Origin of the sequence: Cupriavidus phytohabitans (assembly GCF_017815025.1) — a bacterium.
Taxonomy (GTDB): domain Bacteria; phylum Pseudomonadota; class Gammaproteobacteria; order Burkholderiales; family Burkholderiaceae; genus Cupriavidus.
Genome location: NZ_JAGIQB010000012.1, coordinates 1 through 14,140, shown reverse-complemented (window position 1 = coordinate 14,140; position 14,140 = coordinate 1). Strand labels below are relative to the sequence as shown.

Annotated in this window: 10 protein-coding genes; 6 read left to right on the top strand and 4 right to left on the bottom strand. The window is 55.6% G+C overall.

Translation table 11 applies throughout. The features are described 5' to 3' along the window. Positions 1-59: 59 nt before the first annotated feature. From moaC to J8I34_RS10365, 4 genes are all read left to right on the top strand, one after another. Positions 60-539: a cyclic pyranopterin monophosphate synthase MoaC gene (gene moaC / locus J8I34_RS10380; protein WP_209805979.1), complete on the top strand. Its 480-nt coding sequence runs from the start codon at positions 60-62 to the stop codon at positions 537-539. Between the two features lie 133 nt (positions 540-672). Continuing rightward, positions 673-1,656, top strand: a complete 984-nt coding sequence (locus J8I34_RS10375) for a tyrosine-type recombinase/integrase (RefSeq protein ID WP_209805978.1) — start codon at positions 673-675, stop codon at positions 1,654-1,656. Between the two features lie 82 nt (positions 1,657-1,738). Then, entirely contained in the window at positions 1,739-2,374 is a 636-nt protein-coding gene (locus tag J8I34_RS10370) for a DUF6988 family protein (protein ID WP_209805977.1), read from the top strand. Positions 2,375-2,403: 29 nt separating this feature from the next. Next, positions 2,404-3,006 (top strand): DUF1780 domain-containing protein, encoded by a 603-nt coding sequence (locus J8I34_RS10365; protein WP_209805976.1) that lies wholly within the window; start codon positions 2,404-2,406, stop codon positions 3,004-3,006. A gap of 553 nt (positions 3,007-3,559) precedes the next feature. Here the strand turns inward: J8I34_RS10365 and J8I34_RS10360 are convergent. From J8I34_RS10360 to J8I34_RS10350, 3 genes are all read right to left on the bottom strand, one after another. Further along, entirely contained in the window at positions 3,560-4,432 is an 873-nt protein-coding gene (locus J8I34_RS10360) for a restriction endonuclease (protein WP_371748060.1), read from the bottom strand. Between the two features lie 192 nt (positions 4,433-4,624). Then, the gene (locus tag J8I34_RS10355; protein WP_209805974.1) at positions 4,625-5,251 is read right to left on the bottom strand and encodes a hypothetical protein; all 627 of its coding nucleotides are present in this window, start codon (positions 5,249-5,251) and stop codon (positions 4,625-4,627) included. Between the two features lie 429 nt (positions 5,252-5,680). Continuing rightward, positions 5,681-6,652: a lysozyme inhibitor LprI family protein gene (locus J8I34_RS10350; RefSeq protein WP_209805973.1), complete on the bottom strand. Its 972-nt coding sequence runs from the start codon at positions 6,650-6,652 to the stop codon at positions 5,681-5,683. Positions 6,653-6,759: 107 nt separating this feature from the next. Between J8I34_RS10350 and J8I34_RS10345 the strand changes: the two genes are divergently transcribed. Continuing rightward, on the top strand, positions 6,760-7,062 hold the full coding sequence (locus tag J8I34_RS10345) for a helix-turn-helix domain-containing protein (RefSeq protein ID WP_209805972.1): 303 nt from the start codon (positions 6,760-6,762) through the stop codon (positions 7,060-7,062). A gap of 1,477 nt (positions 7,063-8,539) precedes the next feature. Here the strand turns inward: J8I34_RS10345 and J8I34_RS10340 are convergent. Then, positions 8,540-9,109, bottom strand: a complete 570-nt coding sequence (locus J8I34_RS10340) for a recombinase family protein (RefSeq protein WP_209805971.1) — start codon at positions 9,107-9,109, stop codon at positions 8,540-8,542. A 241-nt stretch (positions 9,110-9,350) separates the two neighbouring features. Between J8I34_RS10340 and J8I34_RS10335 the strand changes: the two genes are divergently transcribed. After that, the gene (locus J8I34_RS10335) at positions 9,351-14,108 is read left to right on the top strand and encodes a DEAD/DEAH box helicase (RefSeq protein ID WP_209805970.1); all 4,758 of its coding nucleotides are present in this window, start codon (positions 9,351-9,353) and stop codon (positions 14,106-14,108) included. Positions 14,109-14,140: the final 32 nt, after the last annotated feature.

Here is a 14,140-nt window from a genome sequence, read left to right as displayed (position 1 = left end):
GGCCGTTCCCATCAGACGGCTTTCACCCCAGCCAAAGGCCTCCCGCACAACGCCCAGCCATGACCCAGCTCACCCATTTCGATACCGCCGGACAGGCCCACATGGTCGACGTCGGCGACAAGGCCAGCACGCACCGCGTGGCCGTGGCCACCGGCACCATCACCATGCTGCCCGACACCTTCGCACTGGTGCGCGACGGCAATGCAAAGAAAGGCGACGTGCTCGGCATCGCGCGCGTGGCCGCGATCATGGCCACCAAGCGCACCGCCGACCTGATCCCACTGTGCCATCCGATCGGGCTGACCAAGGTCGCGGTCGATTTTGCGCTCGACGAGGCCAACGCCACCGTCGCCTGCACCGTCCGCACCGAGACCCGCGGCCAGACCGGCGTCGAGATGGAAGCGCTGACCGGCGTGCAGGTGGCGCTGCTGACGATCTACGACATGTGCAAGGCGGTGGACCGGGGCATGGTGATCGGGAATGTGAAGCTACTGGAGAAGCACGGCGGGAAGTCGGGGGATTGGGTGGCGAACCCTTGATTCACAAGGCTTTCCAGACAGTCACTCTCGACCGCATTGCGCAGCACCTGCGGCCCCTCTGGCGCGGCACGATGATGACGGAAGTGCACAAAAATTCGATCTTGCTCCAATCCTGCTCCACCGGAGACAGGAAATGGCTTCCATATCCCGCAGAGGCGACGGATGGCAGGTACGTGTTCGTCGCAAAGGTTTCCCGCTTGAAGTAAAGACATTCACCACTCGCCAAGATGCCGAACGATGGGCACGGTCCATCGAGTTGGATATGGACCGGGGTAGTTTCGTCAGCCGCAGTGAGGCTGAATCGACCACCCTTGGGGATGTTCTCGAACGCTACATAAGCGACATTTGCCCGTCGATGCGTGGCGGCACTGAAGACACCATCAGACTGCGTGCGATGTGTCGCACGAGACTTGCCAAACTGAGCATGGCTGCGCTGACGCCAATGGCAATCGCCGCCTATCGCGATGAACGACTGAAACAAGTACAGGCGGGTACGGTGATCCGCGAACTGGCTTACCTGTCGTCAATCATCAACCACGCACGGCGCGAATGGGGCATCAACATCACAAACCCTGTTGCATCGATTCGCAAACCGCCAACGCCACAGGGAAGAGACCGGGTGCTGTCGGCTGAAGAAGAAGCCCGATTGCTGGCGGCGCTGGCACCAACTGCACGCCGAAATCCGTGGCTTCGGCCAATGGCTATCTTGAGCTTGGAAACGGCCATGCGGCGGGGTGAGCTTTTGCAACTTCGTTGGCAGAACATCGACTTCGAAAGCCAAACTGCCTTCTTGCCGATGACCAAGAACGGAACTGCACGGACTGTGCCGCTTTCCCTGAAGGCGGTAGCCCTGTTGAAAGAACTGCCGCGTTGGATCGATGGAAGCGTATTCCCAATCAATGCACCGGCACACCATAAGGCGTTCAAGCGGGCATGTAAGCGGGCCGGACTGCTTGACCTGCACTGGCACGACCTTCGTCACACGGCCATCACCCGGCTGGCGACGAAGCTGCCAAACCTGATCGAACTGGCGGCAGTATCCGGGCACCGCAGCCTGACCATGCTGAAGCGGTACTACCATCCTTCCGCCGCCGAACTGGCGAAGAAGATCGGCTAACCGTCCGTTCATCCATGACGGCGGGACATCGGTACACTGATGTCCCACCCGATCCGCCACCAGTCCGGCAGCACCTACTGATATGACCGAAGAAAAGCTACTTACTGCAATTGACCGGACCGCACAGCTACACGAAGCAGTCGAGACGCATGTAGCTAGTCTCATCCCCTACCCGGAAAAACGCTTCGTCGTCTCGTTTCAGGCCGGGCTTCTGTCAATGGACCACGCAAGGGGTGCGCTGATACTGATTGGCAACGGTCTGGGTACTTCCGCCCTATCCCTGCTGCGCCCTCAGTACGAATCCCTTGTTCGTGGCATCTGGCTGCTTCATGCCGCCACGGACAATTGGGTGGAAAAACTTGGCGAACCCCTGACCGTCGAGAGTGCCCGCAGGGCGAACGAAGGGCCGATGTTGGCGGAAATGCTGAAGCAATTGGATGCTAGTGAAGCCCCGGCACAACTGGTTGACCAGCTTCGGCAATTTAAGGATGTGTCGTGGAAAGCACTGAGTAGCTACACGCATGGCGGGCTTCACCCGCTGGCAAGGACGCTCTCCGGCTTCCCTGTCCAGCTTGCAATTGACGCAATGCGGAACTCCAATGCGCTTGTCTGCATCGCGGCACAGTTGACCGCCATTCTCACTGGCGATCCGCAAAGGAACATGCCAGCCGTCCGCAAGTTCCACGTGGACTTTGCGGACTGCATTCCGATCATCTGAGTTTTCCCCACACTGGACCAAAGGAAGGTATGGACGAACAGAAATTCATCGCGCAGCGCCGCAAAGACCTTGAAGCCTCCGTTGAATACTTCGCGCCCCAAAACAAGAATGAGCGCGAATGTTGGGTTGCAGATGCGTTTGTCCGAAATCTTGGAATTATCCCGGCGAAAGGCGAGATCATCAGCATCAAACAAGACCCGCCCGACGTTGCATTTCGCAACGCCCGTTTCGAGATCAAAGAGATTTTAGACCCGGGCAGACGACGACATGCCGAGTACAAGCAAGAGTTAGAACGTGCGCAAAACATCACTGAAGCCAAAGACCTGCTGCGGCCCTTTACGCCGAAGGACATGAGCCTCGGAGAGATATACCGCCTCTGTCAGAAAGGAGCGGCAAGTCTCGACAAGTATTCGTCTGACTTCAAGCGTGGGACAGACTTGCTTCTCTACGTCAACCTTCGCCACGTGATGGATGTCACGGAGCAGCCGTACCCGGACACGACCGAACTTGAAGCGACTGGATGGCGATCCATTTCATTTGTGATGGGGCGACGCAGCGGCTGCTTCTATGCCCGCCCAGACGCGCCGGGTTTCATCAGGCAAGCTGTTGGTCGTGTCTCGCACCATCCCTGATGGCGGCAAGCTGACCCTCTGGTCTCAAATCGTACCTCTCTGCGATTGAGCAAGCCCATTGCCGATGCGCATCGGTAGATGGATGAAAGTGAATTTCAGTCTGGAAACGCGGCCACTGACCAGACTGTCGGATCAAGTAGACCACCTCAGCCTCAATCGTCTCGATGTCTAAGCACGGATCGGTCTCGGGCGGATCACGGTGACACCATATGTCCAAGTTGGCCGCAGACAGCGCATGCCGCCATGCGTAACCGTGATAACCATTCTCCCCTGATGCATTCCACCCCAGACGTAACCGGTTCCGAACAGGCTGCTTGGTGATTCCGACGTAAATTGGTCGATCTTCGACACTGACGACATACAGCTTCGGTAAGCCAGATGTCGCAAGACCGGAGAACTTGTCGGTTCCCAAAGGGCATTCGACCGTGAAGCGGTTGCTGTCGAACGACAGCTTATATCTCCCCACCCATTGAATTTGCACAGACAATCTCTCAAGAATTGTGGGCCGCGTCACTTGCCCATTTTCGGCTGATGGCAAAAGGTCCCGCCTGCATCAAGCGGCACGTGGAAGCCTGACCTTGCACCCCTTCGAGTAGTTGCGGCACCCCCAGAACGAACTGTCCCTACCTTGCCGCTCCACCATCTTCACGCCGCAGGCCGCGCATGTCGGTGTCCAGTAGTCGCCTTTAAACGCCTGCGCCAGCAGCGTCGCCTGCTTGTACTGATCGAGTGCGCGAATACGTTCGACGATGCCAGCACCGTCCAGTAGCTGGATGCCTGCCTCGGCGGCATAGGTCTGCACTGGCTGGCCGATGTACCCTGCCAGCGACCAGAAAACGCCCCGCTTCACCTGCTTCGAGTGCATGACCCCACCAAGTGCCCGAACTGGTTCCACCTTGACCGGTGAACGCCATGCCTTGCACTGGACGACAGCAATGGGTGCCGACAGTCCATCCTTGTACAGCGTGGCATCGATACCGCCGTCTGCCCCATGAGGCACCGTCTTGACGGCGAAACCCATCGCCTCGTAGTACCACACGCATAGCATCTCAAACCGCTTCCATTCCAGTTGTTTGAGCGCATCCAGCGACCATTCTGTGGGTTTTGCAGGCGTAATGTTCTGGCGCAGGACCGAGAGCGCCTCATCGATCCTGTCTCTCGCCTCGGGATTTCTGTTCACGACAGGGCTGGGACTAGGAACTACACGAAGGTTGCGCTCCTTGCGCGAGGGCCGTGCACCACCAGAACCGGTACCGGCCTCCGACTGGCGCCTTCGTGCGCGCAGATACGCAAGAAATCCGAGGAAACTGAAGATCGTTGCCGGGACCCATGCGAGGGACCGACTGACAATGGCAAGGCCGATCAAGAATGGATTTGAGGCGAACAAGGCAGGCAGGATCGCATGGAACCCGATGTAGCTGCCCAAGGCCAACGCAGCCGACACCCACCACGGCGCATCCAGCAGGATGTCGCTCAGAGACGGTTCCCTTCTCCTTCGACCCATTGAGCCACCTCATTTCTTGTTCAAATCGTATTGGCGTCCAATCTAGCAGAAGTACCGTGGCATGCCGGATTGGTCCAACATCCCAAATCACGTCGAAATAGCTTCTCTCGGCATTTAGCGTTCCACAAACCCTAACACTCGGGATTCTATGGCTCCATTAGCATGGCAGGTAAAATCGCTACCGACGTAAGGTGCTTTGGTGGAAAAATCAGCTTGAATGTTAGCCGTCGCAGGGACTCCACCTCCTAGGGGAGCGGAAACGATGTTGACCCCGAGAATATACTTGACGTTTGCGTTGACAACCGTGCCTGACGCCTCCGGCGCAACATAAACGTTAATCCGTCCTTCCAACCTAGTTTTGCGATTCACGTTAAATGCCATGCCGTCCTTATTGGCGAAGGTGAATTGCGCAGAATCCGCCGTGCGATAATTATAAGAAGATTCACCTCGTGCATTCTTGAATGTCCGACTACTAAATCCACAATCCACATAGTCAGATGGCCTATCGGACGAAAACGAAACGTTGATTAGCCTTGAATTCTTGTCAATGTTGTTGATAACAAAAAAATCCGACGCCAGATTCTTCACGAGCTTATCCCATGTCGCGTCAAATGGTGTTGCAACAGTCTTCGATGCCGAAACCTGAGAAGCGGTGGGCGGAGAGTAATGGGCAGTGGAGGTCGCACAACCGGAAACGCTCACTGCCGCCGACGCAATTGCAGCCCATACCAAAACCTTCATGATTCCCCCCTCTTCCGCAGGCAATGTGAATCGCGATTTCGCCGCGAATCGTTATCGAATTGAATGAACTGAAGACCCGTCATTTGGTCTGAGTTTGATATTTTATAACCAAGAGGATGACGAATCACCCTCCTTTCGTGGGGCGTACAAGATGGATCGAGTGTGCCGACGCGGACGAACTTCCAATCGCCAATCCGAGGTATGCGTTCGCCGATATGTTCGCGGTCTGCAGCCAATGTCAAGTTGAACTTTCCGCGACACCAAACCGCTGTCGTCCGGATGAGCGTTGAAAGCATGTCGATGGCGATGTCGCAGTGGGAATTTTGTCAAATACAGTGCCGCCGTCGTTCGCTAGCATGGTGGTCTACGGCTAGCTGAAAAACAAAAGGATGCCGCACAGGCATCCTTTATCGTTCGTGGGGCGGTTGGTTATGACGCCGCCAGCTTTTGAATTCTGTCGTCCACAGCCTTCAACAGACAGGCCGAATCGGTACAGGCATTCCGTTCTTGCTTCATCCATTCGACCTGCTGCGCCTTCAGGGCATGGATGTCGGTGGACTTCGCCTTGGCGGCGCTGTAGGCGGATGCTAGTCGCTTGTCCGCAGCCGCAGTCTCAGGGGTCGAACAAATCAGCTTCTCGATCTTCGATGTTGCTTTGTTGCAATCGAATGAAGCCTCGATCACGGACTTCTCGGGGACGGCAGGTACTGTTGTAGAAGTCGCCGGTGCTTCCTTGGCTTCATCCGCAGGTGCGGGCGTTGCTGGAGTGGCCGGTTCCTGAACAGCAGCCTGTGGGCTTGGGTTCGGCATCGTCACAGCCTGCTGTTGTGCGACGACTTGATCAGACGGCTTGTCCGGCTCAACAGGTGCGGACGTGAGACTGGTCGGTTCGTTCTGCGCTTCGGCGACCTGTACGGTCTTGGCCGGGGTTGAACCGAACGCCTCGTTCACGATGTCTTCCATCGGAACCAGCTTGGTCAGTAGCACCGCCATGCCGATGAAGGCGGCAACAGCGGCAATGGCTTGCGGCCCGAAACTCCAAAACAACTGTTGGCCGGCAAGTTCGGACGCACTACGTGCGAACACAACGTCCGGCATCACGGCCTGCCTGAATGCATCGCCCAGACGAGACGCTACCGGTCCGACGACCAGGAACGCTGCTGCGAACCCGCCAATGACCATAGCAATCTTCTGTTCACCACCCACGAAAGCCCGGTAGGCGAAGAAGCCGAAGATCGCGGCACCGACGATCCCAAAGAAGATGCCCAATGCGTAATTCAGTCCCCGTTCGGCTTCGGCCTCTGCGGTAGCGGCTTCGGCGGCTGCCAAATCTGTACCGCAGTAGCGACACTTCAAGGCTGCGTCTTGAATTTGTTCAGCACAGGCCGGGCAGTTCTTCATGTGCACCTCATGACGGTTGTCTGCAAGGACGCGATACTACCAAATCGGTAGCATTCGCACCAGACCAACGCCGGACGATTCCTGTCTTCACATCCCAGAAGGCAGAAATGTCCGTACTTGCAAAACGACTGAAAGAGGCCCGACAGCGTGCCGGGTGGTCGCAAGAAAAACTTGGCATCGAAGCCGGGCTTGACCCCATGTCGGCAAGCACACGGATGAATCGATATGAACTTGGGAAGAGAACACCTGATTTGCAGCTTGTAGAGAGGATTGCCGCTGTCCTGAAGGTGCCCGCGTCGTATTTCTACGCTATGGAAGACGACGAGGCCGAACTTCTACTGGTCTTTCACCGACTGCCAAAGAAGCAACGGACGAGGGTCATTTCGTTCGTGAGCGAACTTGCCATATAGCTTTGCGGAGTTTCGTGTGGGGTGTGACGCAAGCGCCGGAAAGCCTGACCTGAACAAGCTTACAGATGCTTTGACGCCAGTACGCGAGTATGAGTAGAAGAGGTAGGTGCGTGACCAGAAAGGAATCCGGTTACAAATGACAGGTGGTGATCAGTCGTCACCAGAAATGTATCGATGAAAAATTGACTCACAGGTGTTATCTGGTCGGAAATCCAGCACTAGTCCGACTTGCTATATCTTGGCTGTGTTACGAGCGAAGCGAGTGGCCGCAAAGCGGCCCAAATTATCCTCGAATTAAATCTTCATTTGATCCCATCGATACTGATCTGGGCTCTTCGCGCCAACTCATGTCACTGGTTTGACCTACATCAGATTACGAGGCGAAGCCGAGTGGCCGCTACGCGGCCCGCTATTGTGAATAATTATTAACGATTAGTCACTAATTCGGGGCGCAAGCGCCCATTCGCCTGCGGCTCATAACTTGTGTTTTTGTTTTTGGTTTTTAACTAGTGACTGATTAGATCAGACTAGTTACTTAACTATTCACAATAGCGCCGCCCCCCATATTTTAGTTTGAGGAAACTATCGCGTGACGTGGGGACCGCCCTGCGAGAACCGTGATTTTTGAAATCACTAGATACAATTGTGGCCTGCTCCCAAGGTGCGGCACAAAAATGAGATGTGGGCGGCACACCCATACTTCGCATGACATGGAATGTGCCGCCCCTCATTAATGGCTGTTCTCGGCAGGGAGAGGGGTATCACCTGTTGCGTACATCCCACCGGGGACATGGACTGACCTAGTCAGTCGCTCATTTCGCTTTATTTTAAGTGGCGGGTATGTATCCACTGATGAAGGGGTGGTTCCGTGTAGGTTATCCACAACCTGCCGATTTCTCGGACTTAGAAGCACATGAGCATCCATGCTTAGGTGCCTATTAATGGCACATATACCCATACGAATGGGCGCTTCCTATTTTTAAATTCCCTTATATCATCATACGCACTGTTATTTGACATACTCATCAACCGAAAGAACGGGCACTACCTTTCCACGCTTTGCGCGGATAATTGACCGGTGATGAGTGCTTCCTGTCATTCGAAGATCACAGGCACGGCGGGCATGTCAGGCCCAGATGCTGAAATTGAATCAGCCAGCGCAGATGTCTCGTCAGCACGAAACGCTACATCTACTGCATCGAGTAATGTCAATGCCAGTCCACGGGCACGTTCGTACCGACAGGCTGTCAACAAAACGCTTTGGAATTTATATAGACGCGAGACCTGAAGAAACATGGGTCTGCTTGGGGGCATCCAGCAGAGGTGCTGAGCGCCAATCAGGCACTTCCTAGTACTATTTAGTCATCGGAAGTTTTTCAGAATTCGGCGAACAATTGGCCACCAAAACGACATTATACAGGAATTGGATCACACCGTCAACTAAAGTTGACATCCGCAACCTTTTGTGGCAAGCCCGCTACGGATTCACCACCGCCAGCACACTGGCACGTGAGATGCCATAGGTCCGGGCCAAGGCGCTGACCGTCTCTCCCGTCGCATACTTGCCCTTCATTTCTTCACGTTGGGCTGGTGTGGTCTTGGATGGCCGGCCAAGCACCTTCCCTTGTGCTTTTGCCCTCGCCAGACCAGATTGGGTCCGTTCCACCAGCAAGTCCCTTTCCATCGATGCAACCGCCGCCAGCATCGTCAACATAAGCTTCCCGGCAGATGACCCAAGGTCCAGCTTGCCAAGCTGAAGGACGACAACCTCTATCTTGCGTTCCGCCAATGTCCGAACGGTCCGCAGCACGTCCTCCGCATCCCGGCCAAGTCTGTCAAGGCGCGACACAACGAGCGTTTCACCATCACGAATCTTGTCCAGCATGGCGACGAACTGCGGGCGTTGGGTCGCATGGGTCTTTCCGCTGATGCCTTCGTCGGTGAACCAGTAATCCACCTTGAAGCCAGCGTTCTCGATTTCAAGGCGCTGGTTCTCAGTTGTCTGTTCTCGCGTGCTGACCCTGCCGTACCCGAAGATCGCCATCATGCCCCGCAATATGTTGGAAAAGGGTGTCAGAATATCAACTGATGTTGGAATGTGTCAACCCTATATTTCCAACAGTTCTTGGAGTCGTGTTCGGAACTCTGTTAGAAAACGGTCGATTGGTAACAGCGGGAAGCGCGGAACGTTGAGCAATCCATGACAAGCAATCGCTGACAGTGTGTCCGAGACGTTGCGGTCGGCAGGCATAATGCTGAACCTTGCCAAATTGTTTCCGCACACAAGAATGACGGCCCTCGAACAGCTTCTGAACACCTTCCGCTCCGCCGCAGTCACCGAACGGGAGAAGGGGACTTACTTCGAAGAGTTGATCGTCTGCTACCTGCGGAACGAAGCCACCTACCGCGACCTGTACAGCGATGTATGGACCTATGCGGCATGGGCGGACCTGCAAGGGCTGGACAAGCGGGACGCCGGTATCGACCTTGTGGCGAAGACACAGGGTACCGGCGAGTACCACGCCATCCAGTGCAAGCTGTACGCACCGGACTATAAGGTCCAGAAGAGTGACATCGACAGCTTCTTCACGGCATCGGGCAAGAAGCCGTTCACGCGCCGGATCATCGTCGCCACGACGAATCATTGGAGTGACCACGCCGAAGATGCCCTCTATGACCAGCAGCCACCAGTCAGCAAGATTGACTTGACCGCCCTTGAAGAGAGTCAGATCGATTGGTCGCAGTACCAACCAAAGGCGGCTACGCCGGTCATCAAGGCAAAGAAGCAGTTAAGGGACCACCAGAAGAGTGCACTGAACGGGGCCATTCATGGTCTGGCGGATGCCGACCGGGGCAAGCTAATCATGGCATGCGGCACCGGGAAGACATTTACCAGCTTGAAGATCGCTGAGACATTGGCCGGGGCAGGCAAGCGGGTCCTGTTCCTTGTTCCAAGTCTGTCGCTACTGTCCCAGACCTTGACCGAATGGACACAGGAAAGCGAGACGCCCCTCCACAGCTTCGCCGTCTGTTCCGACAGCGACGTGGGTAAAAAGCGGAAGAAGGAAGACGATGCCGTCCAGACCTTCGTCCATGAACTGCGCTACCCGGCCACAACGGATTCGGCCCGGTTGGCGACGGAGATGGCGAAGCGGCACGATGGCACGCACATGTCCGTCGTCTTCAGCACCTATCACTCCATCAATGTGATCAGTCGCGCCCAGGAGGAATTCGGGCTGGCCGATTTCGACCTGATCGTCTGCGACGAAGCGCACCGCACAACCGGCGCGACTTTCGGCGACGATGATGAAAGCGCCTTCGTCAAGGTCCACGATTCGACATTCATTCGATCCGCCAAGCGCCTGTACATGACGGCGACGCCGCGCATCTATGGCGACACGGCCAAGGCCAGTGCCGAACGGGACAACGTGGCACTGTGCTCGATGGACGATGAATCGCTGTACGGTAAGGAACTATTCGTCATCACCTTCTCAGAAGCCGTCAAGCGCCAATTGCTGGTCGATTACAAGGTGATCGTGCTGGCCGTCGAAGAAGCGCACGTCAATCGACGCCTGCAAGACCTGCTGCGGGACGACAACAATCAGTTGAAGGTAGACGATGCAGCCCGGATCGTCGGTTGCTGGAAGGCGCTATCAAAGCAGGACCTGACCGAGGACTTGGTTGGCGACGCCGCAGCCATGAAACGCGCCGTTGCCTTCTGTCAGGTCATCGAGGTTTCGAAGGGTGCCAAAACGCACAAGGTCAGTTCGAAGCAGATCGCTGGAATGTTCCAATCGGTGGTTGAGGCGTATCAGGAAAGCGAAGAAACCGAGGAAATCGAACAGATCACCCGCCTGACCTGCGAGGCCGAGCACGTAGACGGCGGCATGAACGCCAGTGAGAAGGAAGCGAAACTGGCATGGCTGAAATCCGAGGCGCCGGAAAACACCTGTCGCATCCTCAGCAACGTTCGCTGTTTGTCCGAAGGTGTTGACGTTCCGGCGCTGGATGCCGTGCTGTTCCTGACACCGCGTAACTCGCAGGTGGACGTGGTGCAGTCCGTAGGCCGCGTCATGCGGAACGCACCGGGCAAGAAGCGAGGCTACGTGATCCTGCCGGTGGTGATCCCGGCTGGCGTGGAACCGCACGAGGCCCTGAATGACAACAAGACCTATTCCGTCGTCTGGCAGGTCTTGCAGGCGCTGCGTTCGCACGATGACCGCTTCGACGCGATGGTCAATAAGCTGGACTTGATCGGCAAGGACACCAGCAAGATGGAAGTCATCGCCATCACCGACAAAATTCAGAAAAAACAGGAAAAAACGAAGGGCACCAAGAACAAGGATGCGGCCAAGGGCGGCTTCTCCATCGGCGAAGCGGTCAAGAAGCGCCCTGCCCCGCAGGAACAACACGACCTGCAATTCGAGATCGGTGAGATTGAAAAGGCTATCTACGCCAAGCTGGTCCAGAAGGTCGGCAATCGGCACCATTGGGAAGACTGGGCCAACGACATTGCAAAGATCGCCCGCACTCACATCGACCGCATCACCGGCATCATCGAGAATCCGGCCAACACCAAGGAACGAGATGCGTTCGATGATTTCGCCGCCGAATTACGCGATGACCTGAACGGCAGCATCACGGACGGCGAAATCATCGAAATGCTGGCGCAGCACCTCATCACCAAGCCGGTGTTCGACGCGTTATTCCAAGACTACAGCTTCGCACAACACAACCCGATGTCCATCGCGATGCAGAATGTTCTGGACGTACTGCATGAGCACCGGCTGGACAAGGAAGCCGACACGCTTGAACGCTTCTACGACAGCGTGAAACTGCGTGCCCAAGGTATCGACAACGCAGCAGGCAAGCAAAAAATCGTTGTTGAGCTTTACGACAAGTTCTTCCGCAATGCCTTCCCCAAGATGACCGAGCGGTTGGGCATTGTCTACACCCCGGTTGAGGTGGTGGATTTCATCATCCACAGCGTCGCCCACATCCTGCAAGCCGAGTTTGGACAGACGCTTGGCAGTAAGGGGGTGCATATTATCGACCCGTTCACTGGCACCGGCACCTTCATCACGCGGCTGCTGCAAAGCGGGCTGATCAAACCGGAAGAACTCCCACACAAGTACAAGCATGAGATCCATGCCAATGAACTTGTACTGCTGGCTTACTACATTGCCGCCATCAACATCGAGGCCGTGTACCACGGCACTGTGGGCGGCAAGTATCAGCCCTTTGAAGGCATCTGCCTGACCGACACCTTCCAATTGTATGAGAAGGAAGACATGGTAGATGCCCTGCTGGCGAATAACAGCGCCCGCCGCAAGCGCCAGAAGAAGCTGGACATCCGTGTCATCTTCGGCAACCCGCCCTACTCGGCGGGTCAGGAAAGCGCCAACGACAACAACCAGAATGTTGAATATCCCCATCTTGATGGCCGAATTCGGTCAACCTACGCGGCCAAGTCAAGCATCACGATGGTAAGGTCGCTTTACGATAGCTACATCCGCGCCATTCGCTGGGCTTCAGACCGCATCGGTGATAGCGGGGTGATCGGCTTCGTGACTAATGCTGGTTTCCTGGACGCGAACTCTGCCGATGGAATGCGCCGGTGTCTGGCTGAAGAGTTTTCCAGCATCTACGTTTTCCATTTGCGCGGCAACCAGCGTACTTCTGGCGAACAATCGCGCAGGGAAGGCGGCAAGATTTTCGGTAGTGGCAGCCGGGCGCCGATTGCCATTTCCTTGCTGGTCAAGAATCCGAAAGCCGCACAGCATGGTCAGATTCATTTTCACGACATCGGCGACTATCTGAGTCGTGAGGAGAAATTGGAACGGATCAGCACCTTTGTCAGTGTGGCAGGCATAGCTAATGCTGGCCGTTGGCAACCCATCGTCCCCGACCAACACGCGGACTGGCTGAAGCAGCGCGATAATAGCTTCAGCCAATTCATGGTTTTGGGAGACAAAAAGGGGCAATCGCTGAAGCTATTTGAAAGCTACTCTCAGGGTGTAAAGACAAACCGAGATGCTTGGGTTTTCGCGTTTTCCAAGACCTCCTTGTCAAACAAGGTTCAGCGCATGACGGAGTTCTACAACGAGCATGTCAAGCGATACCAATCAGCATCAGCATCATCGGATACGCAAGACGTAGATATTGATAAGTTCATTACAGTAGACAGAACGAAGATTAGCTGGGCCGATGATTTGAAAGGCGCTCTACGGCGGGGTAAGATTCTTGAAGTCGACTCGAAGCTGATCGCCACCAGTCTTTATAGACCGTTCACGAAACATTGGCTGTACAACGATAAGAACTTCCTTTGGAGTCGCTACCAAATGCCTAGCATCTTTCCGGATGCGGCGACAGAAAACCGTGTTATCTGCGTTTCCGGCAGGGGCGGCAAAGTTGCGTTTAGCACGTTGATGACGAACGCTGTACCAAGCCTGCACATGGTGGATATTGACGGTTCGCAATGTTTTCCACTGTATCTCTATGACAGCGCAGATGATGAGGTTGAAGCAAATGCGCCACAGGTGGGCTTGTTTGATGCGACAACTCCTACAGATGGCAATCACAATCGCCGCGACGCACTGACCGATGAAGGTCTTGCACACTTCCGTTCAGCGTATCCGGGCGAAGAGATCAGCAAGCAAGATGTTTTCTACTACGTCTACGGCCTGCTGCACTCGCCTGACTACCGCGAACGTTACGCCGACAATCTTGCTAAGGAACTGCCGCGCATTCCTTGCGTGAAGCGCGCAGCCGACTTCTGGGCATTCTGCAAGGCTGGTCGGAAGCTGGCCGACTTGCATCTGAACTTCGAGACGGTGGAGAAGTACCCCTTGCACGTTGAAGGCGGCGGATTGCTGCTGACCGATGCCGACTACCGCGTTGAGAAGATGCGCTACGGTAAGAAGGGTAAGGACAAAGACCTAACCACGCTGATTTACAACGACAAGATCATCCTGACTGGCATCCCGTTGGAAGCCTATGAATGCGTATTCCGGCCGATCGTGACCGGTCATTCCGGATTATCGTGACCGCCGATTCCGGCATCGTGACCGGCGTTTCC

Coding starts and splice junctions, on each gene's coding strand:
- moaC (WP_209805979.1), top strand. CDS start 60: ATGACCCAGCTCACCCATTTCGATACCGCCGGACAGGCCCACATGGTC.
- J8I34_RS10375 (WP_209805978.1), top strand. CDS start 673: ATGGCTTCCATATCCCGCAGAGGCGACGGATGGCAGGTACGTGTTCGT.
- J8I34_RS10370 (WP_209805977.1), top strand. CDS start 1,739: ATGACCGAAGAAAAGCTACTTACTGCAATTGACCGGACCGCACAGCTA.
- J8I34_RS10365 (WP_209805976.1), top strand. CDS start 2,404: ATGGACGAACAGAAATTCATCGCGCAGCGCCGCAAAGACCTTGAAGCC.
- J8I34_RS10355 (WP_209805974.1), bottom strand. CDS start 5,251: ATGAAGGTTTTGGTATGGGCTGCAATTGCGTCGGCGGCAGTGAGCGTT.
- J8I34_RS10350 (WP_209805973.1), bottom strand. CDS start 6,652: ATGAAGAACTGCCCGGCCTGTGCTGAACAAATTCAAGACGCAGCCTTG.
- J8I34_RS10345 (WP_209805972.1), top strand. CDS start 6,760: ATGTCCGTACTTGCAAAACGACTGAAAGAGGCCCGACAGCGTGCCGGG.
- J8I34_RS10340 (WP_209805971.1), bottom strand. CDS start 9,109: ATGATGGCGATCTTCGGGTACGGCAGGGTCAGCACGCGAGAACAGACA.
- J8I34_RS10335 (WP_209805970.1), top strand. CDS start 9,351: ATGACGGCCCTCGAACAGCTTCTGAACACCTTCCGCTCCGCCGCAGTC.